This window comes from Mycobacterium sp. NGS35 (assembly GCF_059812855.1).
Window position 1 is genome coordinate 77,742 of sequence record NZ_JCALDL010000007.1, and the last position, 26,517, is coordinate 104,258.

Consider the following 26,517-nt stretch of genomic DNA (forward strand, 5'->3'; position numbering starts at 1 on the left):
ACCGAGGTGCCCCACGACGTCACGTGACCGGCCATGCGCAGATCATTCCCTATTCCGGCGCGAACTACTCCGCCGGAGTAACCGCATGCGACGGTACCCAGCGGCCGCTAGGCCGAGGCGTTCTCGGTGCTGCGGATCACGGTGACCAACGCGACCAGAGCCACCACCACGCCCGCCGCCATCACCGCGGCTAACGCGCGCTCGTCGTTGCCCAGCAGTCCCACCACCGGCGCGACGGCAGCGCCGATGCCGAACTGTGCGGCACCCAACAGCGCGGCAGCGGTTCCCGCCGCCTCATGATGGCGGGACAGCGCCAACGCCGGCGCATTCGGAATCACCAGACCCATCGAGCCCAGGATCAGCCACACCGGGACCAGGAAGGCGACCAGCCCGCCGACGCGAGACAGCGCCAGCGCCACGAACGCGGCGCCGACCACCACGCCGAAGCCCAACGCGAACACGACGATGCGTTGCGGCGAAAACCGTTTCAGCAGAACCACATTGATCTGCGATGCGGTGATGAACGAGATCGCTCCCGCACCGAACACGACCGCGAACACCTGCTGGGTCAGCCCATAGCCGCCCTGCAGCACGAACGAGGCCCCCGAGATGTAGGCAAACAACCCCGACATCGCCAGCGCGGCGACCAGCACCAGGGTCACGAACCGCAGATCGCGCAACAACGCAAGGTACGTGGCGCCGACCGCACCCAACCGCAACGGCCGGCGATGCTCGACCGGAAGGGTTTCAGGCAACGCCAGCGCGGCCACCACGAGCAGGCCACCCGCCAGCACCACGAGCACTGCGAACACCCAGTGCCACGACGCATGCAGCAGCACCGCCGCCCCCAGTGACGGCGCGACGACCGGCGCCACACCGAGCACCAGCATCAGCCGCGACAACACCGTGGCGGCGGCCGAGTCGTCGAACAGGTCACCGACCACAGCGATCGCGACCACCATCGCCGCCGACGCGCCGACGCCCTGGAGCACTCTGGCGCTGCCCAGCACCGCGATGTCGGGAGCCGCCAGGCAGACCAGCGACGCGATCATGTGCAGCACGATCCCGGCAATCAGCGGCCGGCGCCTGCCCACCGAGTCCGACAAGGGTCCGACGATCAGCTGGCCCAGCGCCAGCCCGGCCAGCGTCCCCGTCAACGTCAACTGCGTCACCGACGAGGACACCGCCAACTCTTCGGTGATCCTCGGCAGCGCCGGCAGATAGAGGTCGAGCGTCAACGGACCGAGCGCGACCAGGGCACCGAGCACGACGATCATCCGGGTGCGGCTCGGAGTGAGGGGACGTCCCGTCGTCAGCTCGCCCTCGCTCGTCACACCCACAGCCCGCGATGTTGCCATGACCCACACCAGCACCGCACGCCGGTATTTTCTTCCCACCCGCCGGTAGCCTGGAAAGACGCGATCCGCCAGGAGGCCTCATGAACGCCGCACGCCCGCGCCCTCCAGCGCAGCTCAACGCTGCCACCGACGACAACGCCGGGGCGGGCGCCAAAGCGCTGTCATACATCCTCGAGCGCGGGGCGCGCGTTCAGGCACCGGCGGTCACGGCGTACGTGCAGCGGCTGCGACGACAGCATCCCGATGCCTCACCGGCCGAAATCGTCACCATGCTCGAGAAGCGCTATCTGGCCGCGGCCATGGCCAGCGGGGCGGCGGTGGGCTCGGCGGCCGCCCTCCCGGGCATCGGCACGGTGGCTGCGCTGTCCGCGGTGGCCGGCGAGACCGTGCTGTTCCTGGAAACCACCGCGCTTTTCGTGCTGGCCGTGGCCGAAGTGCACGGCATCCCGGCCGATCAGCGTGAGCACCGGCGAGCGTTGGTGCTGGCCGTGCTGGTCGGTGAGGACAGCAAGCGCGCGGTGCGCGACCTGGTCGGCCCGGGCCGCACCAACGGCGGTTGGCTGGCCGAGAGCACCGCGTCGCTGCCGTTGCCGGTGGTGTCGCAACTCAACAATCGGCTGCTGCGCTACTTCGTGAAGCGCTACACACTCAAGCGGGGTGTGATGGCCGTCGGCAAGATGTTGCCGATGGGCATCGGCGCCGCGATCGGCGGCGGCGGTAACCGGATGATGGCCAAGAAGATCATCGCCAACGCGCGCAAGGCTTTTGGGCCTGCGCCGGCCCGCTGGCCCGTCGCGTTGCACGTGCTGCCGTCGGCCACCGCGTCGTCTTAGGCCACGCACCTCTCCCAGAACGGGCGTACTGTTAGAAACGGCGACGCCGGGAATACCGCGCACGTGGTCGCTGCGAAGACCAACGGGTTAGCCTTTACCGAGGCGGAAACAGCAGAGACCGTCGCCAGTAGCAGAGGTGGGCAAGCGCCCTCCAGGACGCTTCCCGGACAGAGGAATCGAGGCGAGCAGCCGCTGTGAGCAGTTCACCTTCGCCATTCGGTCAGAACGAGTGGCTCGTCGAAGAGATGTACCGCAAGTTCCGCGACGACCCCTCGTCGGTTGACCCGAGTTGGCACGATTTCCTGGTCGACTACTCACCCGAGCCGACGGGCAACGGTCAGCAGACCGACAGCGCGCCGCAGAAGCAGCAGCAGTCCACCACGAAGCCCGCAGCCGACGGCCAGGCGAAGACCGCGTCAGCCGAACCGAAAGACGCTGAACCCAAGAGCAAGCCGGAGCCGAAGAGAGAGTCCAAGCCGGCCAAGGCGCCCGCAGTCAGCGTGGCGCCCGACGACGAGGTGCAGGTGATCCGTGGCGCCGCGGCGGCGGTGGCCAAGAACATGGCGGCGTCGCTGGACGTGCCGACCGCCACCAGCGTGCGCGCGGTCCCGGCCAAGCTGATGATCGACAACCGGATCGTCATCAACAACCACCTCAAGCGCACGCGCGGCGGCAAGATCTCGTTCACCCATGTGCTCGGGTTCGCGATCGTGCAGGCGGTCAAGAAGTTCCCGAACATGAACCGGCACTACGCCGAAGTGGACGGCAAGCCGACTGTGATCACCCCGGCGCACACCAATCTGGGGCTCGCGATCGACCTGCAAGGCAAAGACGGCAGCCGCCAACTGGTGGTCGCCGGGATCAAGAAGGCCGAGACCATGCGGTTCGGCCAGTTCATCGCCGCCTACGAGGACATCGTCCGGCGGGCCCGCGACGGCAAGCTCACCGCCGAGGACTTCAGCGGGGTGACGATCTCGCTGACCAACCCCGGCACCATCGGCACCGTGCACTCCGTGCCGCGGCTGATGCGCGGGCAAGGGGCGATCATCGGCGTCGGCGCCATGGAGTACCCCGCCGAGTTCCAGGGCGCCAGCGAAGAACGCATCGCCGACCTGGGCGTCGGCAAGCTGGTGACGCTGACGTCGACCTACGACCACCGCATCATCCAGGGCGCGGAATCCGGCGACTTCCTGCGCACGGTGCACCAGCTGCTGCTCTCCGACGACTTCTGGGACGACATCTTCCACGAGCTGGGCATCCCCTACGAGCCGGTCCGCTGGCGCACCGACAACCCCGACTCGATCCAAGACAAGAACGCCCGCGTCATCGAACTGATCGCGGCGTACCGCAACCGCGGCCACCTGATGGCCGACATCGACCCGCTGCGCCTGGACAAGACCCGGTTCCGCAGCCATCCCGACCTCGACATCGCGACCCACGGGCTGACGCTGTGGGACCTCGACCGCGTGTTCAAGGTCGGCGGGTTCGGCGGCGCGGAATACAAGAAGCTGCGCGACGTGCTCGGCCTGCTGCGCGACGCGTACTGCCGCCACATCGGCGTCGAGTACACCCACATCCTCGAGCCCGAGCAGCAGAAGTGGCTGCAGGAGCGCATCGAGGTCAAGCACGAGAAGCCCACCGTCGCCCAGCAGAAGTACATCCTGAGCAAGCTGAACGCCGCCGAGGCCTTCGAAACTTTCCTCCAGACGAAATACGTTGGCCAGAAACGGTTTTCGCTCGAGGGTGCCGAGACCGTCATCCCGGCGATGGACGCGGTGATCGACCAGTCCGCCGAGCATGGGCTCGACGAAGTGGTGATCGGCATGCCGCACCGCGGCCGGCTCAACGTGCTGGCCAACATCGTCGGCAAGCCGTACAGCCAGATCTTCTCCGAATTCGAAGGCAACCTGAATCCGTCGCAGGCGCACGGTTCCGGCGACGTGAAGTATCACCTCGGCGCCGAAGGCAAGTTCATCCAGATGTTCGGCGACAACGACATCAAGGTGTCGCTGACCGCCAACCCGTCGCACCTCGAAGCCGTCGACCCGGTGCTCGAGGGCTTGGTGCGAGCCAAACAGGATCTGCTGGACAAAGGTGACGGCGACGACGGGTTCACCGTGCTGCCGTTGATGCTGCACGGCGATGCGGCGTTCGCCGGGCAGGGCGTGGTGGCCGAGACGCTGAACCTCGCGCTGCTGCGCGGCTATCGCACCGGCGGCACGATCCACATCGTCGTCAACAACCAAATCGGTTTCACCACATCGCCTTCCGACGCGAAGTCGTCGGAGTACTGCACCGACGTGGCGAAGATGATCGGGGCGCCGATCTTCCACGTCAACGGTGACGACCCGGAGGCCTGCGTCTGGGTGGCGCGGCTGGCGGTGGACTTCCGGCAGAAGTTCAAGAAAGACGTCGTCATCGACATGATCTGCTACCGCCGCCGCGGGCACAACGAGGGCGACGACCCGTCGATGACGCAGCCGGCGATGTACGACGTCATCGACACCAAGCGCGGTGTCCGCAAGACCTACACCGAGGCGCTGATCGGCCGCGGCGACATCTCGATCAAAGAGGCCGAGGACGCGCTGCGTGACTACCAGGGCCAGCTGGAGCAGGTCTTCAACGAAGTGCGCGAACTCGAGAAACACGAGATCGAGCCGAGTGAGTCGGTGGAAGCCGAACAGCAGCTGCCGCGTGGGCTGGCCACGGCCGTCGAGAAGTCACTGCTGGCCCGCATCGGCGACGCGCACCTGTCCTTCCCCGACGGGTTCACCGTTCACCCGCGCGTGAAGCCCGGCCTGGAGAAGCGCCGTGAGATGGCCTACAACGGCAAGATCGACTGGGCGTTCGCCGAGCTGCTGGCGCTGGGTTCGCTGGTGGCCGAGGGCCGCACCGTGCGGCTGACGGGCCAGGACAGCCGCCGCGGCACGTTCAGCCAGCGGCACTCGGTGATCATCGACCGCAAGACCGGCAAAGAGTTCACACCGCTTCAGCTGCTGGCCGCCGACGAGGACGGGAACCCCACGGGCGGCAAGTTCATGGTGTATGACTCGCCGCTGTCGGAGTTCGCCGCCGTCGGCTTCGAGTACGGCTACTCGCTGGGCAACCCCGACGCGCTGGTGCTGTGGGAAGCGCAGTTCGGCGACTTCATCAACGGCGCCCAGTCGATCATCGACGAGTTCATCAGCTCCGGCGAGGCCAAGTGGGGCCAGACGTCCGACGTGGTGCTGCTGCTGCCGCACGGCCACGAGGGCCAAGGGCCCGACCACACCTCCGGCCGCATCGAGCGGTTCCTTCAGGTATGCGCGGAGGGCTCGATGACGGTCGCGCAGCCGTCGACGCCCGCGAACTACTTCCACCTGCTGCGCCGGCATGCACTGGACGGCATCCACCGGCCACTGATCGTGTTCACGCCGAAGTCGATGCTGCGCAACAAGGCCGCGGTCAGCGAGCTGCGTGAGTTCACCGAGATGAAGTTCCGCTCGGTGCTCGAGGAACCGATGTACGACGTGGGCGACGGCGACCGCAGCAAGGTCAAGAGGATGCTTCTGGTCAGCGGCAAGCTGTACTACGAGCTGGCCCAGCGCAAAGCCAAGGAGAAGCGCGAGGACGTGGGGATCGTGCGCGTCGAGCAGCTGTACCCGATCCCGCGCTACCGGCTGCCGAACACGCTCGAGCAATACCCGAACGTCGAGGAGTACTTCTGGGTGCAGGAGGAGCCGGCGAACCAGGGTGCGTGGCCGACCTTCGGTTTGGCGTTGCCCGAGCTGGTGCCCGAACTCCAAGGGATCAAACGGATTTCGCGACGGGCCATGTCCGCGCCGTCATCGGGTTCGGCGAAAGTGCACGCGGTCGAGCAGCAGGAGATTCTCGACGAGGCGTTCGCTTAGCGGGCGAGAATGCTGTTGAGGCTGTTGAGGGCCGGCAGGGTGTCGATGCCCGGCAAGCCGTCGATCTGCCCGTTGCCGATCCGCGCGATCGCTCCCGGGCACCACAGCGAGATCGCGATCCCGGTGAACATGGTGGCGGGCCCCATCGACATGCCGCCCGCGTCGGCGACCTTGGACGCGACGTCCGCCGTGTTCTGGCCACTTTCGGCCAGCATGGGGCACACCTGCTGACCCAGCTGCGCCGCGTATGCCGGGTCGACGTTGCCCAGGCCGGCGTCTGCGAGGTTCCTGATGAACGCGTCGCTGTCGGGGTCGGCCTGCGCCGGGGCGGCCACCCCGGTCGCCGCGGCCGCGAGTCCGCCGGAAACAATGAGCGACCCGACGGCCGCAGCAAAAGTGCGCTTCATGATTGGGGCATCGTAACCGGACGGGCCGGCGTTACCGAATCGCCCGACCGTCCACGCGCCTGCCGAGCGTGCGTAGAGTGTCAGCGACATCGGCGTGGCGCTGACGCGACACGCACGCTCGCGCAAGACGGGTAAGGAGCTCAGTGGACGGGTTCGCCGGAAAAGTCGTTGCAATCACCGGGGCGGGCTCCGGCATCGGCCAGGCGCTGGCCATTGAACTGGCGCGTTCGGGTGCCAAGCTGGCCATCAGTGACGTCGACCTCGAGGGTCTGGCCGCCACTGAGGAGCGGATCAAGGCCATCGGCGCACCGGTGAAGGCCGACCGCCTCGACGTCACCGAACGCGAAGCCGTGCTCGCCTACGCCGACGCCGTCAACGACCACTACGGCACCGTCAACCAGATCTACAACAACGCCGGCATCGCGTTCACCGGCGACGTCGAGGTCAGCGGATTCAAAGACATCGAACGCGTGATGGACGTGGACTTCTGGGGCGTGGTCAATGGCACCAAGGCATTTCTGCCGCACCTGATCGCCTCCGGCGACGGACACGTCGTCAACGTCTCGAGCATCTTCGGGTTGTTCTCGGTGCCCGGGCAAGCCGCCTACAACTCGGCCAAGTTCGCGGTGCGCGGATTCACCGAGGCGCTGCGCCAGGAGATGCTTCTGGCCAAGCATCCGGTGAAGGTCACCACCGTGCACCCCGGCGGAATCAAGACCGCGATCGCGCGCAACATGACCGCCGCCGAAGGCATCGACGTCGCCGACCTGGCACACCGGTTCGACACCAGGCTGGCCAACACCACACCCGAGAAGGCGGCACGCATCATCCTCGACGGGGTGCGCAAGAACAAGGCCCGCGTTCTGGTGGGCCCGGACGCAAAGGTGCTCGACGTGATCGTGCGGCTGACCGGCTCGGGCTATCAGCGGCTGTTCGCCGCCGTCACCGCGCGCGCTATTCCGACCAAGCCGCGGTACGGGTCATCGACCTAGCGGGTGCGCGGCCAACCACGCCTCGGCGACCTGTCGGGGATCGGCCCCCTGGTCGACCTGGCGGCGCATGTCGGCCAGCGCGGTGGTATCGAACTCGCCGGCGATGCCGTTGACGGCAAGCACTTCTTGCTCGGTGAGCTTGTTGCGGAGGTACAGCGGCACCACGTTTTCGGCCTGAATCATCGGGGGTGAGCGGTCGGCCAGCAGCACGACGTCGGCGGGAATGTCAGGCGCAGCGCTGGTAGTCCACGCCGCGATGAGCCGGCCCGCGCTGAGCGCATCGAAAAGTGCCGCCGCCGTTGGGAATTCGCGAGGCGGCGCGAGGTTGCAACTGCCAATCTTCGCCGGTGGCCACGCGCCGGCCACCGCACCCGTCGTCACCTGCGCACAGTGGCGGACCGCCGCGCTCAGATCCCGGCCGCCCCACGCGTCGGCGGTCTTCGTCGTCACGGCCAGCGCCGGCTTGTCCTGCGCCGCGGTGGCATAGTCACCGGCCGCCACCCCTTCGGGCAGCGCCGACACCAGCGCGTGGTAGACGCTCTTGTCGGAGATCGCGGCGGTCCCCGGGGCGAACCGTTGCAGCAGCTGGCCGGTGAACCCCGGCACCACGTCCACGTCACCGCCCTCCAGGGCGCCTACCGGGTCGGGCATGCGTGCCACCTTCGCCGTCGAGCCGTAGGACCGCAGCGCCGCCGCGTACAACTCTGCGAGCACTGCCGATCGGGCGTCGGTTCCGGCGCCGACCACCACGTCACGAGTCGCGGGCCGCTCGGCGCAGCCGGCCAGCAGCAGCACCGCAGCCAGCAGCACACCGAGCAGGCGGTTAGCCACCCGAGGCGTCTGCTGAGGCTTCTACCGAGGCGGCCACCGCCGCCGACACCGCCGGCGCCACGCGCGGATCCAGCGGACTGGGCACGATCCGATCCGGCGCGAGATCGTCGGCCACCACAGAGAAGATCGCGTCGGCGGCGGCCACCATCATCTTCTGGGTGATCCTGGGCGCGCCGGCGTCCAGGGCTCCGCGGAACACACCGGGGAACGCGAGCACGTTGTTGATCTGGTTGGGGAAGTCACTGCGGCCGGTGGCCACCACCGCGGCGTGCTTGGCGGCGACATCCGGATGAATCTCCGGATCCGGATTGGACAGCGCGAACACAATCCCCTCGGGCGCCATCGTGGCGATCAGCTCCTCGGGCACCACACCCGCCGACACCCCGATGAACACGTCGGCCTTGTCGAGCGCCTCCACCATGCCGCCGGTGCGTCCGGCCGGGTTGGTGCGTTGCGCCAGCTCAGCCTTGACGCTGTTCATATCGCCGCGGCTGGGATGGACGATGCCTTGCGAGTCGAGCACGATGATGTCCGAAACTCCGCTTGCGAGAAGGAGATTCGCACAGGCGACGCCCGCGGCGCCGGCACCGGAGATCACCACGCGCAGCGACGTCATGTCGCGGTCGAGCAGTGTGGTGGCACCCTTGAGCGCCGCCAGCACCACCATCGCGGTGCCGTGCTGGTCGTCGTGCATGACCGGGCAGTCCAGCGCTTCGACGACGCGCCGCTCGATCTCGAAGCAGCGGGGTGCCGAGATGTCTTCGAGGCTGACGGCGCCGAACGTGGGGCGCAGCCGCACCAGGGTTTCGACGATCTCGTCGGGGTCCTTGGTGTCCAGCACGATCGGGATCGAGTCAAGCCCGCCGAACGCCTTGAACAGCGCGCTCTTGCCTTCCATCACCGGCAGCGACGCAGCCGCGCCGATGTCGCCCAGGCCCAGCACTGCGCTGCCGTCGCTGACCACGGCCACCAGCCGGTGCGCCCAGGTGTAGCGGGCGGCCAGCGTGTGGTCGGCCGCGATGGCACGACTGACCTGTGCAACTCCGGGGGTGTAGGCGATCGACAGCGCCCGCTGGGTGTCGAGCGGGGCCTTCAGCCCCACGGAAAGCTTGCCTCCCACATGCGCTTCGAAGATCTCGTCATCTCCGATGACGATTGGCGAGTTTTCGTTGGCGTGGGGCTTTTCGGACACGGGGGTCTAGCGTACTGAACCGCTGCCCGCAGGTTTTCACGGCGCCGGATCGGCTATCCGTGCGCCATGGGTTTCCCCGAACAACAGCAACAGGTTCCCGGCAGTCAAGCGCAGATGGATCCGGTACCCGACTGCGGCGAGCAGAGCTACCGCGGTTCGGGCAAGCTGACCGGCAAGAAGGCGGTGATCACCGGCGGGGACAGCGGCATCGGTCGCGCGGTTGCGATCGCGTTCGCCCGCGAAGGCGCCGACGTGCTGATCGCCTACCTCAACGAGCACGACGACGCCCGCGAGGTCGCGCGCCTCGTCGAAGAGGCCGGCCGCACATGCGTGCTGGTCGACGGCGACCTGTCCAGCCCCGAGCACTGCCGCGCTGTGATCCAGCGTGCCGTCGACGAATTCGGCAGCATCGACGTGCTGGTGAACAACGCCGCCTTCCAGATGACGCACCAGAGCCTCGACGAGATCTCCGACGAGGAGTGGGACTACACGTTCAGGCTCAATGTCGGCGCGTACTTCTATCTCGTCAAGGCGGCGCTGCCGCACATGCCGCCCGGCTCGTCGATCATCGGCAGCTCGTCGGTCAACTCCGACATGCCTTCCCCCACGCTGGCACCGTATGCCGCCACCAAGGCGGCGATCGCCAACCTGTCGGCCAGCCTGGCACAGCTGTTGGGCGACAAGGGAATTCGCGTGAACAGCGTTGCGCCAGGACCGATCTGGACCCCGTTGATCCCGGCGACGATGCCGCCGGAGAAGGTCAAGAACTTCGGCGACGACACTCCGCTCGGGCGGGCCGGTCAGCCCGCCGAGCTCGCGCCGGTCTACGTGCTGCTGGCCTCCGACGAGGGCAGCTACATCTCCGGCGCGCGGATCGCGGTGACCGGCGGCAGGCCGATCCTCTAGATAAGCCCGAGCTCGGTGACGGCCTTGCGCTCGTCGGCGAGCTCGGCGGTCGACTTGTCGATCCGGGAGCGGGAGAAGTCGTTGATCTCCAAGCCGCTCACGATCGTCCAGTTACCGTCCTTGGTGGTGACGGGGAACGACGAGATCAGGCCTTCCGGCACGTCATAACTACCGTCGGAGACCACCGCCATCGACACCCAGTCCCCCTCGGGCGAGCCCAGCAGCCAGTCGCGCGCGGCGTCGACGGTCGCCGATGCGGCCGACGCTGCCGACGAGGCGCCGCGCGCGTCGATGATCGCAGCGCCACGCTTGGCGACGGTGGGGATGAAGTCGTTTTCGATCCAGTTCTGGTCGTTGACCACTTCGGCGGCGTTCTTGCCGCCGATTTCGGCGTGGAAGATGTCCGGGTACTGGGTGGCCGAGTGATTGCCCCAGATCGTCATCTTCTTGATGTCGGTGACTTTCGCACCGGTCTTCTTGGCCAGCTGGGATATCGCGCGGTTGTGGTCCAGGCGGGTGAGCGCAGAAAACCGCTCGCGCGGGATGTCGGGGGCGTTGCTCATCGCGATCAGCGCGTTGGTGTTGGCCGGGTTGCCGGTGATCAAGACACGGACATCGTCGGCCGCAACCTCGTTGAGCGCCTTGCCTTGTGCGGTGAAGATCGCGCCGTTGGCCTCCAGGAGGTCACTGCGCTCCATGCCCGGCCCGCGCGGACGGGCACCGACGAGCAGCGCCAGGTTGGCGCCGTCGAAGATCTTGTTCGGGTCGGCGCCGATCTCGACGCCGGCCAGCAGCGGGAACGCGCAGTCGTCGAGCTCCATCACCACACCTTCGAGTGCCTTCAGCGCGGGCTCGATCTCGAGCAGCCGCAGCTCGATCTCGCGGTCCGGCCCCAGCAGCGAGCCGCTCGCCAGGCGGAACAGCAGGCTGTAGCCGATCTGGCCGGCGGCGCCGGTGACGGCGACCTTGAGGGGAGTTGTGCTCACGTCAGGTTGCTCCTCGTCTCCGATGGGTTCGCCGACGAAACTAGCGCACCTCGAAAAGCCGCCGGGCACCAGTAGGCCAGGCGTACCGTCAGTTCACGCCGATCTTTCAGGAGGCCTTGCGATGACGACAGTCGAAGTGCCGACGGCCGTGCACATCGGCGCCGACGATCTTCCGTTCGTCGACATCGGTGACGGCTCCAAGCTCAAGGTGGTCCAGGTGAAGGAGGCCGAGGGCCTGTGGATCGTGGAGAACATTTTCGGAGCCGGTTATGAAGTACAGCGCCACAAGCACACCGGCCCGGTGTACGCGTACACGACCTCGGGCGCCTGGAAATACAAGGAATACGAGTACGTCAACCGCGCAGGGTCGTTCCTGTACGAACCTGCGGGATCGGTGCACACGCTCGAGGTGCTCGAGGACGACACCCACGTCTGGTTCCAGATGTACGGGGCGAACTTGAACCTCGACGCGGACGGCAACGTCGAGAGCGTGCTCGACGGTGCCCTGACCCTGGCGGCGTACGTCGCGCTGTGTGAGGCGGCCGGGCTGCCTCGGCCGAGTGTATTGATCGGGTAGCCGTGACGACGTCCTCCGTCGACCTGGCCAACCCCGACGCATTCGTCGGCGGTCCGCCGCATGCCGCCCTGGCCGAGCTGAGGCGTACTGATCCTGTGCACTGGCAGCCGATGGACGGCGAGCCGGGGTTCTGGGCCGTGCTGCGCCACGCCGACGTGGCCCACGTTGCCCGCCACCCGGAGATCTTCTCGGCCAGCGAGGGCGGCGTGGTCGTCGAAAACCTGTCGCCCGAGAACCTGGTGATGATGCGCACCATGCTGCTGGCGATGGACCCGCCGGCGCACACCGCGCACCGGGGCCCGCTCTCGCTGCACTTCCGCGCCCGGGTGGTCGCCGGGCTGGAGGACCGCGTGCGCGACGTGTGCCGCGGCATCATGGCCGAGGCCCGCGAGCGTCGCGACGTCGAGTTCGTCCACCAGGTCGCCGCGCGCCTACCGACACGCGTGATCGGCGAGTTGTTCGGCCTGCCACCGCAAGACTGGGACCACTTGCATGAGCTGGCCGAACGCAACACCTCCGGACAAGACCCGGAGCTGGCCGGCCCGGAAGGTGACGCCCAAGCGGCGACCATCGAGATGGCAATGTATGCAATCGAATTGGCAGCCGCGCGGCGAAAACGGGGTGGCACCGAGGACCTGACCACGGCGATTTTGAGCGCCGACTTCGGCGGCAAGCCGATGAGCGACGTCGACTTCGGCGGCTTCTTCGTTCAGCTTGTCACCGCGGGCAACGACACCACCAAAGGCATTCTGTCGTCGGGGCTCCTCACATTGCTTCGTCACCCGGATCAACTCGCCGAGCTGAGGGCCGACCCGTCGCTTCTGCCCGGCGCCGTCGAAGAGATCATCCGCTACGACAATCCGTTGCACTACTTCCGGCGCACAGCACTAATCGATACCGAACTGGCCGGCACATACATTGCGGCCGGAGACAAGGTCGCGATGTACTACACGTCGGCCAACCGTGACGAAGAAGTCTTCGATCGCCCACAGGCCTTCGATATTCACCGGCATCCGAATCCACATTTGTCGTTCGGGATCGGCAGTCATTTCTGCCTCGGTGTGCATCTTGCGCGCCTGGAAGGGCGGGTGTTCTTCGACGAGTTGCTCTCGACGTTCTCGAGCATCGACATCACCGGCGAGCCGGTGCGAATCCGCTCGAACCTGAACAATTCGTTCAAACGCCTGCCCGTGCGGCTCGTCGCCTGACAGCGTCGGCCAGACCGCGAAAGCGCGTAGCATGATCGTCGCGTCAGACTGCGTTGCGACGGGAGGTCCGGTCCCGATGCCATCGTTTCCCTCGTTGCCGCCGTCGTTGCGACCGGCCGTGCGCGGCAAGACCGCCGACCCCAGCTCCATCCATGTTCCCGTCGCGCACGCGATGGTGGACTGCGGCGTCTACATGGACGGCAAGCGCCTGCCGGGCAAGTACGCCCACGCCGCCGCGCTGGACAAGGTGCACGAGCTGGAGCGTGCGGGCAACGAGGCGTTCGTGTGGATCGGATTGCACGAACCCGACGAGCGCCAGATGCAGACGGTCGCTGATGTTTTCGGCCTGCACGAGCTGGCCGTGGAGGACGCGGTGCATGCACACCAGCGGCCCAAGCTGGAGCGCTACGACGAGACGCTGTTCATGGTGCTCAAGACCGTCAAGTACGTCGAGCACGAGTCCATGGCCAAGGCGCGCGAGGTGGTCGAGACCGGCGAGATCATGATCTTCGTCGGCCGCGACTTCGTCGTCACCGTCCGCCACGGCGACTTCAGCGGCCTTGCGGGCGTGCGCAAGCGGCTGGAGACTTCGCCCGCGATGCTCAACCTGGGCCCGTACGCGGTGATGCACGCGATCGCCGACCATGTGGTGGACCACTACCTGGAAGTCACCGACATGATCGAAGTCGACGTCGACGCAATGGAATTGGACATTTTCTCGCCGCGCAAGCGCACCAACATCGAAGCCATCTACCTGCTCAAGCGTGAGGTCGCCGAGCTACGCCGGTCGGTGAGCCCGCTGACGTTGGCGCTGCAGCGGCTGGCCGAAAACGACGATCTGGTCTCGATCGAGGTGCGCCGCTACATGCGCGACGTATTGGACCACAACATCGCGGCGTCCGACCGGATCGTCAGCTACGACGAGATGTTGTCCTCGCTGGTGCAGGCAGCGCTCGGCAAGGTCGCGATGCAGCAGAACGTCGACATGCGCAAGATCTCGGCCTGGGTGGCCATCGCCGCGGTGCCGACCGCGCTCGCCGGGATCTACGGGATGAACTTCGACCACATGCCCGAAACCCATTGGGTGTGGGGCTATCCCGCAGTGCTCGGGTTGATGCTGGTGGTCTGCTTGACGCTGTACCGCATATTCCGCAACAACGAGTGGCTGTAGCGGCCGCGCGCTCGTCGAGTCTGTCGCAGTCACCACCCGCCGGGCGAGCCCGCCCGCCGCGCCGGGTCGAGCACGTCGACGCCGTCCTCGCGCCACGCCTGGCGCATCGCCGCGGGCCCTTTCAGCCGCACCCACGCCGCCTCGTTGGCGGTGACCGGGACCGCGCTGAAGAACTCTACCGCGTCGGACGGCTCAATAGTGCTGTGGCCCAACAGGACTGCCGTGAATGGGGCGCCCTGCCAAAGCGGGTGGCCCAGGTCGACGAGTGCGTCGGCCGTCAACACCAATCCCTCCACGACCGGCGCTGCTGCCAGCACCGCGACGCTGCGCGCCAAGCCGGGCAGCGGGGTGGCGGTCCTCAGGCTGACCACCACCTGCGCGGCCGCGTCGCCCGCAACCGACACGTAGTGCACCACCCCGTCGACGTCAGGACCGAACCGCAACACGTCGATCGGTGCGACGCCCACGAACGTGACGCTCGCGGTGTCCGGCTCACCGGCAGCGAAGTGCGCCTGTAGGTGCGCACGCACGTCGGTCACCCGGATGCGGGCGGAATCGTCAGGTTCACCCCTGAGTCGGCATCGAAGATCACCAGCTTGGTGATGTCGAATGCCAACTCGATGCGCTGACCGGCCGCGGCGGCTGATTCGGCGGAAAGCCTTGCGACGAAATCATTTTCGCCAACTCCGGAGTCGGCCGCCAGTTCGGCCAGCTGAGCCGACTGGGCCGAGGCACCGTCGGTGGAGAAGTGCACCACCTTCTCTGAGCCCAACGACTCGACGATTTCGACGTCGGCTTCGAACACCAGCGCGCGCAGCCGCTGGAACGTGTCGATCAGCGCAGCGTCGTCGAGATGCTCCGGCCGCACGCCGACGATGACGTTGTCGGGCGTGGGATGTTGGGCGACGACGTCGAGCACCTCAGGCATGAGCGTGATCTCGCCGAACGGCAGGCGGACCCCGACGTCGGTCAGCTGCGCGGGAAAGAAGTTCATCGACGGGGAACCGATGAACCCGGCGACGAACAAGTTGGCCGGTTTGTCGTAGAGCTCCTGCGGAGTCCCGACCTGCTGGGCCACTCCGGCGCGCATCACCACGACGCGGTCACCCAGCGTCATCGCCTCCGTCTGGTCGTGGGTGACGTAGACCGTGGTAGTGCCGAGGCGGTGCTGCAGGCGGGAGATTTCACTGCGCATCTGCACGCGCAGCTTGGCGTCGAGGTTGCTCAACGGCTCGTCCATCAGAAAAGCCTTCGGGTTGCGGACGATCGCGCGTCCCATCGCCACGCGCTGCCGCTGACCGCCGGACAGGCTGGCGGGCTTGCGGTCCAACAGCTCGGTCAGGTCAAGGATTTTCGCGGTCTCCTCGACCTTCTGGGCGATTTCGGCCTTCTTCATCTTCGCCAATGTCAAAGGGAAAGCGATGTTCTGACGCACGGTCATATGCGGATACAGCGCATACGACTGGAACACCATCGCGATGTCGCGGTCTTTGGGCGCCTTCTCGTTGACCCGCTGCCCGTCGATGCGCAACTCCCCCGATGTGATCTCCTCGAGGCCGGCGATCATGTTCAGCGTCGTGGACTTGCCGCAGCCCGACGGGCCGACCAGGATGATGAACTCGCCGTCGGCGATCTCGAGGGACAGCTCGGACACGGCGGTGGTGCCGTCGGGGTAACTCTTGGTCACCCTGTCCAGCACGATCTCGGCCATCGGCTATCCCTTCACTGCGCCGGACGTCAGCCCGGCGACGATCCGTCGCTGGAAGACTAGAACAAAAACGATGATCGGCACCGTGATCACGATCGCGCCGGCGGCGATGGATCCGGTGGGCTCGACGAACTGCGAACTGCCCGGGAAGTTCGCGATCGCCACCGGCGCGGTGAGCGACGCGGTGGTGGCCGTCAGCGAAATCGCCAGCAGCAGATCGTTCCACGCGAAGATGAAGACCAGGATCGCCGCGGTGACCACACCGGGTGCCGCCAGCGGGACGATCACCTTGCGGAAAGCCTGGAACGGGGTGGCGCCGTCCATCTTGGCGGCCTTCTCCAAATCCCACGGGATCTCGCGAAAGAACGCGGACAGTGTGTAGATGGCCAGCGGCAGCGCAAACGTGATGTACGGGATGATCAACCCCGGCCAAGTGTTGAACAGCCCAAGCGCGCGGGAGATGTCGAACAGCGGTGACACCAAGGATATCTGGGGGAACATTGCGATCAGCAGTGCGACGCCGACGAGTAATCGCTTGCCCGGAAAGTCAAGGCGCGCAACCGCATAGGCGGCCATCGCGCCGATCACGACCGCGATGACCGTGGTGATCAGCCCGATGCCCACCGAATTGCGCAGTGCCGGGCCGAACAGGTCGCCGCTGAAGATGCCGCGGTAGTTGTCGAAAGTGATCTGCGCCGGGATCAGCTTGCCGTCCTTGACCGTCGAGGTCGGCTTGAGCGACAGCGACAGGATCCACAGCACCGGAAACAGCGCGTAGACCACCACGAGCACGTCGACAATCACCCACCACGCTTTGCGCCCGGCGCTCACCCGTTCGGCCATCAGGTCTCTCTGTCGTCCGCTCCGGGCGCCGACGTCCCGAACAGCTTGATGAAGACGAACGCGATCAGCGCCACGCACACGAAGATCAGCACGCTGATCGCCGAACCGAGCCCGAGGTTGAAGGCCTTGAACAGGTTGTCGTAGCCCAGGATCGACACCGAACCGGTGTTGTTGGCGCCGGCGGTCAGGATGTAGATGTTGTCGAAGATCCGAAACGCGTCCAGCGTGCGAAACAGCAAGGCCACCAGCACGGCCGGCTTGATCAGCGGCAGCGTGATTTTCACCAGCCGCTTCCACGCGCCCGCGCCGTCCACTTGCGCGGCCCGCATCAGCTCGTCGGGCACCAGTGCCAGGCCGGCCAACAGCAGCAGAGCCATGAACGGGGTGGTCTTCCACACCTCGGCGAGCACGATGATGGCCAGCGACGGAATCTGGTGTGTCAGTGGAGCACTGCCTTGCGGAAGCAGGTTCGCGAGGTAGCCGGTGCCCGGCGTCCACGCGTAGTACCAGCTGTACGACGCGGCGACGGTCACGATCCCGTACGGGATCAGCACGGCGGTGCGCACCACGCCTTTGCCGAAGATCGTGCGGTGCATCACCAGCGCCAGCGCAAGGCCGAGGAACAGCTCGATGGTCACCGAGACCACCGTGATCGCCGACGTCACCGCCAAAGCAGTCCACCAGTAGTGGTCGGCGAGCACGGTCTGATAGTTGGCCAGCCCGACAAACGCCCGGTCGGCGGGCGTGGCCAGATTGATCCGCTGAAGTGACAGCCACACCGCGTAGCCGATCGGGTACGCCGCGACCGCCAACATCATCAGCACCGCGGGCGTGATCAGCAGGTAGGCCAGCCGCAGCTGCGCTCGACGTTCGCTGCGCGCCGGGGCGGTCGTGGCTGTCACGGAATCAGCCCCTTGCCGTCGATCGCCTTCTGCACTTCGGCGGCCAGCTTGTCCGCTGTCTTTTCAGGGTCGATCTCGGTGATCGGCGCGAGCGCGGCGGCGATCCGCATCGACACGGTCTGGTAATTCGGCGTCACAGGTCGCACCGCGGCGTCGGTGAGCTGGCGCCGGATGATGTCGTAGGCCGGATATTTCAGCTGGAACTGCGGATCGTCGTACAGCGACGCCCGCACCGCGGGCAGGCCGCCCTGCGTCGACAAGTACTTCTCGTTGTCGAGGTCGCGCAGGCAGCGGATCGCTTCGAAGGCCTCGGCGCGGTGTTGCGTGGTCTTGGCGACGGCGAGGTTCAGGCCGCCGAGAGTGACTTTGGCCGGCTGGTCGGCCTGCACGCCGGGGTATGGCGCGAAGCCGAACACCTCCTTGGTTGCGTCGTATGCGGTGGCGAACTGGCTGTCGTCGGCGTCGAAGTCGCCGATGTCGTTGATCGCGCCGGCGAGGTCGCCGCGCTGGTTGAGCGGCAGGAACGACACCCCGCCCTTGATCGCGTTGCCCATGATCGAGGGCAGCACAAACGGCCAGTTCACCTCCAGCGCTGCCTTGCCCTGCTCCACCGCCAGCCGCGCGGTCTCTTCGTTGGTCTGGGTGATCGACGGGTCGGCTCCTGGCGCGGTGGCGACGTTCTTGATGATCTGCAGTGCTCGGACGGTCGCCGCTCGGTGCTGCGGGGTGTCGGTCAGCGTGACCGTCTTGCCGTCGTCGGAAAGTACTTGTCCCCCAGCGCTTTCCAGCAAGGTGTTGAACCACACCACCAGGCCCTCGTACTGCCTGCCCTGCACCGCAATCCAGCTTGGCTTGCCCTCCTTGTGCAGGCGGGTGGCCTCGGCCACCATCTGGTCCCAGTCCGTCGGGGGCGTGGACACCAAATCGGCTCGGTACCAGAGCAATTGGGTGTTCGTCGAGATCGGTGCGGCGTAGAGCTTGTCGTTCCATTCGGCGGTCTCGAGCGGGCCGGGCAGAGTGTCGGCACGCGCGTCGGCCTCCGCTTGGCCCGCCGGGTCGTCGGATAGCGGCAACGCCCAGCCCGCCTCGGCGAATTCGGCCGTCCACACCACGTCCAGCGCCATCACGTCGAGCGTCGTGTCATTGCCGGTGAGTCGGCGGGCCAGTTGCAGCCGCTGGTCGTCGGCGCCTTTGGGCAGGCTCATCTGCTGGACGCGGAAGCGCCCGGAGAACTGCTCGGTGCACTTCTTGGCGAGCGCGGCGAACGTGTTCGCGTCGCCGGCCGGGGTGTAGAACGTGATCACGGTGCCGTGGGCGGCGGTGGAGCAGCCGGACACGACAGTCGTCGCGGTCAGTGCGGCAGCCGTCGCCGCACAGAGCCGGCGCAGTGCACTGCGCCACCTGTCCCGCACGGCCGCCTCCTTTCCCGCGCGCAAACGGTAAAGGCCGACGCGCGCGATGTCCAACCCCTCGCGGCGCTTGCAGCGCAATCGTGACCTGCGCCGAAAAACGGCGTAGCGCCAACCTGCGCGGCTATAACGTCAAGCGGGCCAGCAAGTCTCGGGCCTTCTCGGCGTTCTGCGGATCGCACAGCACGTCGTAGCGCCCGGCCACGAGTTGCATCGTGGAGCTGAAATCCCTTGTGCCGCGGGCCATTGCGTACGGGACCGCTGAAGTGATCAACCCGAAGACCACACCCGAGACCACCCCGTACAGCAGTGGCACCAGCAACGTCCCGGTGAACAGCCCGAGCACCAGGCCGATGAAAATACCCAGCCAGGCCCCGGTGACGACGCCGCCGCCGAGCACCTTGGGCCAGGTCAGCCGGCCGGTGACGCGTTCCACCTGCATCAGGTCGACGCCGACGATCGTGACCTGCTGCACCGGAAACTGTTGGTCGGACAGGTAGTCCACCGCGCGCTGCGCTTCGGCATATGTCGGATACGACCCGATCGGCCAACCCTTCGGCGGGGTGGGCAGCGACGGCCCTTTGGGCCCCGGTCCCGGTGTGTTGGGCGTCTGCCCCTGGAATGGGCTCGTCATCGGTTCTGTCTCCTCACGTGTGTGCGGTGCACCGCTCGATTGTGCCCCGGCCGGCCTCGAAGTCGGTGAAGGTCCGCGCGTCACCAGCCCGTAAGCTATTTTGATCGCCATGACGACACCCGGCGACCCGGGCCGGCGGCCCGGCGAGCACGACGTTCCCTCGGGGGGATACGAGCCGCCCCCGATCGAGCAGCCGCAGTCGCCGCCGCCAAGCTATCCCCCGCCTCCTGCGCCCGCGTATGGGCCACCGGGCTATCCGCCGCCCTACCCGCCGCCGTCATACCCGCCGCCGGGCGGTTATCCGCCGCCGCCGATGCCCGGATATCCCCCCGTGCCCTACGCGGGAGGTTATCCGCCCCAACAGAAAACAAACGGCTTGGCCGTCGGCTCGCTGGTCGCCTCGATCATCGGTATTCCTCTGGATTTCCTGTGCGGGATATTCGGAGTGATCGCCGCGATCGTCGGCGTCGTGCTCGGCATCATCGCGATCAACCAGATCAAAGAATCCGGTGAACAGGGCCGCGGCATGGCGCTTGCCGGGATCATCGTCGGTGCCGTGACGCTGCTGCTCGCCATCGTCGCGATCCTCGTCATCGGCCTCTTCGCCTTCGGTTCTTCATAGTCCGCCGTGAGTCAGTCGTGACGTACGATCCCAACGACCCCGACCGTCCGTTCGAATACCCGTCGACGGAAGGGTTTTCGGGTCCGCCGCCGTATCCCGGCCCGCCTCCCGGCTATCCCGGCCCGCCTCCCGGATATCCGCCGTTCCCGCCGCCGTACCAGCAATACGGCGCGAACCCGTACGACCCGTACGCGATGCAGCGACCGCAAGGCACCAACGGCATGGCGATCGGTGCGCTCGTGGCGGCCTGCCTGGGGGTGCCGCTGTGCTTCTGCTTCGTTCCCTCGCTCGTCGGGATCGTGCTGGGCGTGGTCGCGATGAGTCAGACTGCGCGCACCGGCCAAAGCGGGCACGGCATGGCGCTGGCGGCCGTGATCGTCGGCGTGGTCACGCTGGTGCTCGGCATACCGTTTTGGATTTTCATCGGAATGTCCCCGGACTCCTCGTCCTACACCTAGCCTCAGCGCGGCGGCTGGAACCGTTCGCCTTGGCGCGTCATGCCGGCGGCCCGGCCCTTCGCGGCGATCACCAGCGCCATCTTGCGACTGGCCTCGTCGAGCATCTCGTCGCCGAGCATCACTGCGCCCCGCGCGCCCCCGGCCGCCGAGGTGTGCCACTCGTAGGCTTCGAGAACCAGCTCGGCGTGGTCGTACTCGTCCTGGCGCGGGCTGAAGATCTCGTTGCCCGCCGTGATCTGGTCGGGGTGCAGCACCCACTTGCCGTCATAGCCCAGTGCCGCGGATCGGCCTGCGGCTCTTCGGAATCCGTCGACATCGCGCACCTTCAGGTACGGCCCGTCGATCGCGGCGATCCCGTGCGTGCGGGCGGCGATCAGAATCGACATCAGAACGTGGTGGTACGCGTCGCCGTCGTAGCCCGGCGGCTGCTCACCGACCTGTTGGGTGCGCATGTTGAGGCTGGCGATCAGATCGGCGGGTCCGAGGATCAGCGCCTGCATCCGCGGGCCGCCCGCGATCGCGTCCAGGTTCGTCAACCCCTGGGCGTTCTCGATCTGCGCCTCGATGCCGATGCGGCCGACCGGAAGGCCGTGCGTCATCTCCAGCTGAGTCAGCAGAAGATCAAGCGCCTGAACGTGTGACACGTCGCTGACCTTCGGCAGCACCACGATGTCCAGCGCGGCACCAGCGGTGGACACCACCTCGATCACGTCGGTGTACGTCCACGGCGTCGTCCAGTCGTTGACGCGAACCCCGAGCAGCTTCGCATTCCAGCCGGGTTCTGACAGCGCGATCGCCGCCTGCGTGCGGGCTTGTTCCTTGGCGTCGACCGCGACGGCGTCCTCCAGGTCGACGAACACCTCGTCGGCGCTCAGGCCCCTGGCCTTCTCGATCATCTTGGCGCTGCTGCCCGGCACGGAAAGACAGGTCCGGCGCGGCCGATAGGCGGTCTGCTCAGTCTCATCCACGGGATTACTCCTACCCTTGCAGTCATGGCTGCGGTGAACAGGGTGTACGCGGCGCGGCTGGCGGGCATGGTCGTGCTCGGCCCCGACGGCGAGTCGATCGGCCGGGTGCGCGATGTGGTGATCAGCATCAGCATCGTCCGCCAGCAGCCGCGCGTGTTGGGTTTGGTTGTCGAATTGCTCACGCGCCGAAGGATTTTCGTTCCAATCACCCGAGTGACCGCGATCGAGCCGAATGCGGTCACCCTCACCACGGCCAATGTGTCGCTGCGCCGGTTCGCACAGCGCCCCGGTGAGGTGCTGGTGCTCGGCCAGGTGGTGGAGACCCGCGTGCGGGTCACCGATCCCGAACTCGAGCAGCTGGCCGGCATGGACGTCGTGGTCGTGGATCTGGGCGTGGAGCAGACGCGTACCCGCGAGTGGGTGGTGACCAAGGTCGCGGTGCGCAGCCCGCGCCGGCTCGGTCGGCGCAGCAACATCTACGTCGTCGACTGGCAGCACGTGCAGGGCCTGACGCCGTCGGCGCTGGCGCTGCCCGGCCAGGGAGTGGCACAGCTGCTGCACCAGTTCGAGGACCAGCGCCCGATCGAGGTCGCCGAAGCGATCCGCGAATTGCCCACCAAGCGCCGCGTCGAGCTGATCAACGCGCTTGACGACGAACGCCTCGCCGACGTGCTGCAGGAGCTGTCCGAAAGCGAGCAGCGCGCGCTGCTGATGCAGCTGGACACCGAACGCGCGGCTGACGTGCTCGAGGCGATGGATCCCGACGACGCCACCGACCTGCTGCAGGTGATCAACCCGGTCGATCGCGAGGTGCTGCTGCGTCGGATGGACCCTGAGGACTCGGAGCCGGTGCGCCGGCTGCTCAGCCACTCCCCCGACACCGCGGGCGGGTTGATGACGTCCGATCCGGTGGTGCTCGCGCCGGACACCACAGTCGCCGAAGCGCTGGCCCGAGTCCGCGACCCGGATCTGACGCCGGCGCTGGCGTCGCTGGTGTTCGTCGCGCGGCCGCCGACGGCCACCCCGACCGGCCGCTATCTGGGCTGCGTACATCTGCAGCGCCTGCTGCGGGAACCACCGGCGGCGCTGGTCAGCGGCATGGTGGACACCGACCTGCCAAGCCTGGCTCCCGAGTCGTCGCTGGCGGCGGTGACCCGATACTTCGCTGCCTACAATCTCGTCTGCGGGCCGGTGGTCGACGACCAGAACCACCTGCTGGGCGCCGTGACCGTCGACGACGTTCTCGACCACCTGCTGCCGGACGACTGGCGGCTGCAATTCGAGGAACCCGAACTCTCGTCGAGCGCTGAGGGGGTGACGTGAGCAGCAGGCGAGAAGCGCAGACGGATCGGCCCATCAGCGCGGCGTCGGCGCGTCAGCGGCTCGACACCCCCCGGCCCTACCGGCACCGCTTGACGCCTTCGTTCGACCCCGAGGCGGTGGGGCGATTCAGTGAGTCGATCGCACGTTTCCTGGGCACCGGCCGCTATCTGCTGTGGCAGACGATCATCGTGGTCGTCTGGATCGGGCTGAACCTCGGCGCGGTGCGCTGGCGCTGGGACCCCTACCCGTTCATCCTGCTCAATCTGGCGTTCTCCACGCAGGCCGCCTACGCCGCGCCGCTGATCCTGCTGGCGCAGAACCGGCAGGAGAACCGCGACCGGGTGGCGCTCGACGAGGACCGCCGACGAGCAGCCCAGACCAAGGCCGACACCGAGTACCTGGCCCGGGAGCTGGCGGCGCTGCGCCTGGCGATCGGCGAAGTGGCGACCCGCGACTACCTTCGCCGCGAGCTCGACGAGCTGCGCGAAGTCATCGAGCAGTCGCTGGCGGATTCGTCGCAACCGGAGGCCGCGGCCAAGGCCGATCTCGCCGAGCGGCGGGCGAAGCGCGCTACGTAGCCGGCGAGATCGCAGCGCGTCTTTCTGGTGCGGGAGATTTCACAGTGACCAATGTGCATACATCTCGTTTCCGAATAGGTATGGTGATTCAGTTCACAGGCCCGACGACGTCAGGACGGTGTGAGTGCACGAAGGGGGAGGCTCCGGGGCTCGCAACGCCCTCGAGTGGGCGCGCCGACGGGTTACCCGAGCCGCTCGCACGCCTGCGACGGCCCTGATCGTTGTGGCGCCGGTAGTGTTCGCGGGCGCTGTCGCCGCTGCGCCGAACCCGGCGCCGCTGGTGCATCCGCCCACCCAGGACGCCAACGTGATGACGCTGGCCGCGGTGGTGCCCAACCGCGGTGACATCTCGGGTCCCTCGGTGGTCCAGGTCAGCCGCCCGCCGTCGAGCTTCCACGTGGCGGCCGCGTCGATCTCCGCGCCGCCGCCCGCGGTCGTCGTCAATTCCCCTGGCGCTCTTCGCATTCCGTCGATGGCGCTGTCCGCCTACCGCAACGCCGAGCGGATGATGTCGCTGGCCCAGCCGGCCTGTGGCGTCAGCTGGAACCTGCTCGCCGGCATCGGGCGCATCGAATCGCTGCACGCCAACAACGGCGCCACCGACGCTCGCGGTACCGCCGTGCGCCCGATCTACGGCCCGACTTTGGACGGATCGCTGCCGGGCAACGAGGTGATCGTGCAGAGCATGGCGCCCAGCGGTCAGCCGACCTACGCCCGCGCGATGGGTCCGATGCAGTTCCTGCCGGGCACCTGGGCCCGCTATGCGTCCGACGGCGACGGCGACGGCAAGGCCGACCCGCAGAACCTGTTCGACTCCTCGCTGGCCGCGGCACGCTACCTGTGCAGCGGCGGACTGAACCTGCGTGACCAGTCGCAGGTGCTGAGCGCGATCCTGCGCTACAACAACTCGATGCCGTATGCCCGCAACGTACTGGGCTGGGCCGCGGCATATGCGACCGGCGTGGTGCCCGTCGATCTGCCGCCGATCACCGGACCGGTTCCGCCAATGGGTGACGCGCACCTCGAAGGTGCACAGGGGTCCATGCCAGAGGGGCTCGGGCCTGGCCTGCCGCTCAACGTGCTGGGCTTGCCGATGGGCGACCCGATGACCCAGATGCAGCTTGTCAACTTCGGCAACACGTCCGTCGCCAACCAGATGCCGGCGCTACCGCCGGGCATGGACCCCAGCCAGTACCCGGAGCAACCGCCTGCCTGCCCGACGCTGGTGTGCTTCGGCCCCAACTCCATGCCCGCCGTCACACCGCCGACTGCGACGCCGTTCGGGCCGCCGCTGCCCGGGATGGCGCCGGCTGGCCAGTGGCCGGGCGGGCTGCCCGGCCCGGCGCCGGCCGCACCGCTGCCGGGTCCCGCCGCACCGCTTCCGGGTCCGGCCGCGCCGATGCCGGTCGTCGCAGCGCCGGCACCCGCAATGCCGCCGTGGCCCGGCATGCCTGCGCCGCCCGCTCCCGCTCCTGCCGAGCAGACGCCGGCAGCTGGGTTGCCGCCGTCGACGGGACCGCTGCCCGGCCCAGCCAGCTGAACCGAGGTCGGCCCGTAGACTCGTCGGCGATGGCCGAAAACCCCACCGACCTGACGTTGGCAGCCGTGCGCTCAGCACTGGCCAAGGTGATCGATCCTGAGCTGCGCCGGCCCATCACCGAACTGGGCATGGTCAAGAACATTTCGATCGAGCCGGGCGGCGGCGTGCACGTCGAGATCTACCTGACCACCGCGGCCTGCCCGAAGAAGACCGAGATCGCCGAACGGGTCACCCGAGCCGTCACCGACGTCCCGGACACCGGCGCGGTCCGGGTCAGCCTCGACGTGATGAGCGATCAGCAGCGCACCGAGCTGCGCAAGATGCTGCGGGGCGACGAACGCGAACCGGTGATTCCGTTCGCCCAGCCCGGCTCGCTGACCCGGGTGTATGCCGTCGCCTCCGGAAAAGGCGGCGTGGGCAAGTCGAGCGTGACGGTGAACCTGGCGGCGGCAATGGCGGCCCGGGGCCTGTCCGTCGGGCTGCTCGATGCCGACATCTACGGCCACTCGGTCCCGCGGATGATGGGCGTCACCGACCGGCCGACGCAGGTCGAGTCGATGATCCTGCCTCCCGTCGCTCACGACGTGCGGGTCATTTCGATCGCGATGTTCACCCAGGGCAATACCCCGGTGGTGTGGCGCGGCCCGATGCTGCACCGCGCACTTCAGCAGTTCCTCGCCGACGTGTACTGGGGTGACCTGGACGTGCTGCTGCTCGATTTGCCGCCGGGCACCGGCGACGTCGCGATCTCGGTGGCCCAGCTGATCCCGACCGCGGAGATCCTCGTGGTGACCACGCCGCAGATCGCGGCCGCCGAGGTGGCCGAGCGCGCCGGCGCGATCGCGTTGCAGACCCGCCAGCGCATCGTCGGGGTCGTCGAGAACATGTCCGGGCTGCTGATGCCTGACGGGTCCACGATGCAGCTGTTCGGCGAGGGCGGTGGCCGCCAGGTGGCCGAACGGCTGTCCAAGGCCGTCGGCGCGGAGATTCCGCTGCTGGGTCAGGTGCCGCTGGATCCTGCGCTGGTGACCGCCGGCGATGCGGGCGTGCCGCTGGTGCTGTCGGCGCCGGATTCGCCTGCTGGCAAAGAACTCGGCAAGGTTGCCGACGCGCTGGCGTCGCGCCGGCGCGGGCTGGCCGGCTTGTCGCTGGGCATCGACACCGCCCGCCGCTGAGCGCGC

At 67.5% G+C, this 26,517-nt stretch carries 25 protein-coding genes; 13 read left to right on the forward strand and 12 right to left on the reverse strand.

Annotated elements, in window-relative coordinates; all coding sequences use genetic code 11:
- Positions 1-107 precede the first annotated feature (107 nt).
- Positions 108-1,358, reverse strand: a complete 1,251-nt coding sequence (locus AC5Y4C_RS13375) for a multidrug effflux MFS transporter (RefSeq protein WP_499963558.1) — start codon at positions 1,356-1,358, stop codon at positions 108-110.
- Between the two features lie 80 nt (positions 1,359-1,438).
- On the opposite strand from AC5Y4C_RS13375, the gene AC5Y4C_RS13380 reads away from it, so the two are divergent.
- Positions 1,439-2,191 carry a hypothetical protein gene (locus AC5Y4C_RS13380; RefSeq protein ID WP_499912766.1) on the forward strand — a complete coding sequence of 251 codons (753 nt, stop codon included), beginning with the start codon at positions 1,439-1,441 and terminating at the stop codon, positions 2,189-2,191.
- A 245-nt stretch (positions 2,192-2,436) separates the two neighbouring features.
- Complete coding sequence (locus AC5Y4C_RS13385; protein WP_499912803.1) at positions 2,437-6,081, forward strand: multifunctional oxoglutarate decarboxylase/oxoglutarate dehydrogenase thiamine pyrophosphate-binding subunit/dihydrolipoyllysine-residue succinyltransferase subunit; 3,645 nt, start codon at positions 2,437-2,439, stop codon at positions 6,079-6,081.
- Here AC5Y4C_RS13385 and AC5Y4C_RS13390 read toward each other — a convergent pair.
- Positions 6,078-6,488 (reverse strand): DUF732 domain-containing protein, encoded by a 411-nt coding sequence (locus tag AC5Y4C_RS13390; RefSeq protein ID WP_499912764.1) that lies wholly within the window; start codon positions 6,486-6,488, stop codon positions 6,078-6,080. The genes AC5Y4C_RS13385 and AC5Y4C_RS13390 overlap by 4 nt on opposite strands.
- A 143-nt stretch (positions 6,489-6,631) precedes the next feature.
- Between AC5Y4C_RS13390 and AC5Y4C_RS13395 the strand changes: the two genes are divergently transcribed.
- Entirely contained in the window at positions 6,632-7,480 is an 849-nt protein-coding gene (locus AC5Y4C_RS13395) for an SDR family NAD(P)-dependent oxidoreductase (RefSeq protein WP_499909826.1), read from the forward strand.
- On the opposite strand, the gene AC5Y4C_RS13400 is transcribed toward AC5Y4C_RS13395, so the two are convergent.
- Complete coding sequence (locus tag AC5Y4C_RS13400) at positions 7,469-8,311, reverse strand: glycine betaine ABC transporter substrate-binding protein (RefSeq protein ID WP_499963560.1); 843 nt, start codon at positions 8,309-8,311, stop codon at positions 7,469-7,471. The two genes, AC5Y4C_RS13395 and AC5Y4C_RS13400, sit on opposite strands and share 12 nt — an antisense overlap.
- Positions 8,304-9,503 carry an NAD(P)-dependent malic enzyme gene (locus AC5Y4C_RS13405; protein ID WP_499909822.1) on the reverse strand — a complete coding sequence of 400 codons (1,200 nt, stop codon included), beginning with the start codon at positions 9,501-9,503 and terminating at the stop codon, positions 8,304-8,306. The genes AC5Y4C_RS13400 and AC5Y4C_RS13405 overlap by 8 nt, the downstream gene beginning before the upstream one ends.
- 66 nt (positions 9,504-9,569) lie before the next feature.
- Here AC5Y4C_RS13405 and AC5Y4C_RS13410 point away from each other — a divergent pair, with 66 nt between their 5' ends.
- Entirely contained in the window at positions 9,570-10,409 is an 840-nt protein-coding gene (locus AC5Y4C_RS13410) for an SDR family oxidoreductase (protein WP_499909820.1), read from the forward strand.
- Here the strand turns inward: AC5Y4C_RS13410 and AC5Y4C_RS13415 are convergent.
- Entirely contained in the window at positions 10,406-11,395 is a 990-nt protein-coding gene (locus tag AC5Y4C_RS13415; RefSeq protein WP_499909818.1) for a malate dehydrogenase, read from the reverse strand. The two genes, AC5Y4C_RS13410 and AC5Y4C_RS13415, sit on opposite strands and share 4 nt — an antisense overlap.
- Positions 11,396-11,516: 121 nt before the next feature.
- Here AC5Y4C_RS13415 and AC5Y4C_RS13420 point away from each other — a divergent pair, with 121 nt between their 5' ends.
- From AC5Y4C_RS13420 to corA, 3 genes are all read left to right on the forward strand, one after another.
- Positions 11,517-11,972: a 2,4'-dihydroxyacetophenone dioxygenase family protein gene (locus tag AC5Y4C_RS13420; RefSeq protein ID WP_499963562.1), complete on the forward strand. Its 456-nt coding sequence runs from the start codon at positions 11,517-11,519 to the stop codon at positions 11,970-11,972.
- A 2-nt stretch (positions 11,973-11,974) separates the two neighbouring features.
- The gene (locus AC5Y4C_RS13425; protein ID WP_499963564.1) at positions 11,975-13,180 is read left to right on the forward strand and encodes a cytochrome P450; all 1,206 of its coding nucleotides are present in this window, start codon (positions 11,975-11,977) and stop codon (positions 13,178-13,180) included.
- Between the two features lie 76 nt (positions 13,181-13,256).
- The gene (gene corA / locus AC5Y4C_RS13430) at positions 13,257-14,351 is read left to right on the forward strand and encodes a magnesium/cobalt transporter CorA (RefSeq protein ID WP_499963567.1); all 1,095 of its coding nucleotides are present in this window, start codon (positions 13,257-13,259) and stop codon (positions 14,349-14,351) included.
- Between the two features lie 29 nt (positions 14,352-14,380).
- Here the strand turns inward: corA and AC5Y4C_RS13435 are convergent, their stop codons facing one another.
- From AC5Y4C_RS13435 to AC5Y4C_RS13460, 6 genes are all read right to left on the reverse strand, one after another.
- Complete coding sequence (locus AC5Y4C_RS13435) at positions 14,381-14,881, reverse strand: suppressor of fused domain protein (protein ID WP_499963569.1); 501 nt, start codon at positions 14,879-14,881, stop codon at positions 14,381-14,383.
- 5 nt (positions 14,882-14,886) lie between these two features.
- Positions 14,887-16,062 (reverse strand): ABC transporter ATP-binding protein, encoded by a 1,176-nt coding sequence (locus tag AC5Y4C_RS13440; protein WP_499909808.1) that lies wholly within the window; start codon positions 16,060-16,062, stop codon positions 14,887-14,889.
- Between the two features lie 3 nt (positions 16,063-16,065).
- A complete protein-coding gene (locus AC5Y4C_RS13445) occupies positions 16,066-16,902 on the reverse strand; it encodes a carbohydrate ABC transporter permease (protein WP_499909805.1) in 837 nt (278 codons plus the stop codon).
- Entirely contained in the window at positions 16,902-17,804 is a 903-nt protein-coding gene (locus AC5Y4C_RS13450; protein WP_499909803.1) for a carbohydrate ABC transporter permease, read from the reverse strand. Before AC5Y4C_RS13450 ends, AC5Y4C_RS13445 begins: the two co-directional genes overlap by 1 nt.
- A complete protein-coding gene (locus tag AC5Y4C_RS13455; RefSeq protein ID WP_499963571.1) occupies positions 17,801-19,216 on the reverse strand; it encodes an ABC transporter substrate-binding protein in 1,416 nt (471 codons plus the stop codon). Before AC5Y4C_RS13455 ends, AC5Y4C_RS13450 begins: the two co-directional genes overlap by 4 nt.
- A gap of 121 nt (positions 19,217-19,337) precedes the next feature.
- Positions 19,338-19,847: a YflT domain-containing protein gene (locus AC5Y4C_RS13460; protein ID WP_499909799.1), complete on the reverse strand. Its 510-nt coding sequence runs from the start codon at positions 19,845-19,847 to the stop codon at positions 19,338-19,340.
- Between the two features lie 109 nt (positions 19,848-19,956).
- On the opposite strand from AC5Y4C_RS13460, the gene AC5Y4C_RS13465 reads away from it, so the two are divergent.
- Positions 19,957-20,469: a DUF4190 domain-containing protein gene (locus AC5Y4C_RS13465; protein ID WP_499963573.1), complete on the forward strand. Its 513-nt coding sequence runs from the start codon at positions 19,957-19,959 to the stop codon at positions 20,467-20,469.
- Positions 20,470-20,486: 17 nt separating this feature from the next.
- Complete coding sequence (locus AC5Y4C_RS13470) at positions 20,487-20,927, forward strand: DUF4190 domain-containing protein (RefSeq protein ID WP_499963575.1); 441 nt, start codon at positions 20,487-20,489, stop codon at positions 20,925-20,927.
- A 2-nt stretch (positions 20,928-20,929) separates the two neighbouring features.
- Here AC5Y4C_RS13470 and AC5Y4C_RS13475 read toward each other — a convergent pair whose 3' ends face one another.
- A complete protein-coding gene (locus AC5Y4C_RS13475; protein WP_499963577.1) occupies positions 20,930-21,895 on the reverse strand; it encodes an HpcH/HpaI aldolase/citrate lyase family protein in 966 nt (321 codons plus the stop codon).
- A 24-nt stretch (positions 21,896-21,919) separates the two neighbouring features.
- Here AC5Y4C_RS13475 and AC5Y4C_RS13480 point away from each other — a divergent pair, with 24 nt between their 5' ends.
- The 4 genes from AC5Y4C_RS13480 to AC5Y4C_RS13495 all read left to right on the forward strand — a co-directional run bounded on the left by AC5Y4C_RS13480 (position 21,920) and on the right by AC5Y4C_RS13495 (position 26,511).
- Complete coding sequence (locus AC5Y4C_RS13480; protein ID WP_499909793.1) at positions 21,920-23,218, forward strand: magnesium transporter MgtE N-terminal domain-containing protein; 1,299 nt, start codon at positions 21,920-21,922, stop codon at positions 23,216-23,218.
- Positions 23,219-23,250: 32 nt separating this feature from the next.
- A complete protein-coding gene (locus AC5Y4C_RS13485) occupies positions 23,251-23,796 on the forward strand; it encodes a DUF1003 domain-containing protein (RefSeq protein WP_499909865.1) in 546 nt (181 codons plus the stop codon).
- A 124-nt stretch (positions 23,797-23,920) separates the two neighbouring features.
- Positions 23,921-25,336: a lytic transglycosylase domain-containing protein gene (locus AC5Y4C_RS13490; RefSeq protein WP_499963579.1), complete on the forward strand. Its 1,416-nt coding sequence runs from the start codon at positions 23,921-23,923 to the stop codon at positions 25,334-25,336.
- A gap of 29 nt (positions 25,337-25,365) precedes the next feature.
- Positions 25,366-26,511: an Mrp/NBP35 family ATP-binding protein gene (locus tag AC5Y4C_RS13495; RefSeq protein ID WP_499963581.1), complete on the forward strand. Its 1,146-nt coding sequence runs from the start codon at positions 25,366-25,368 to the stop codon at positions 26,509-26,511.
- Positions 26,512-26,517 lie beyond the last annotated feature (6 nt).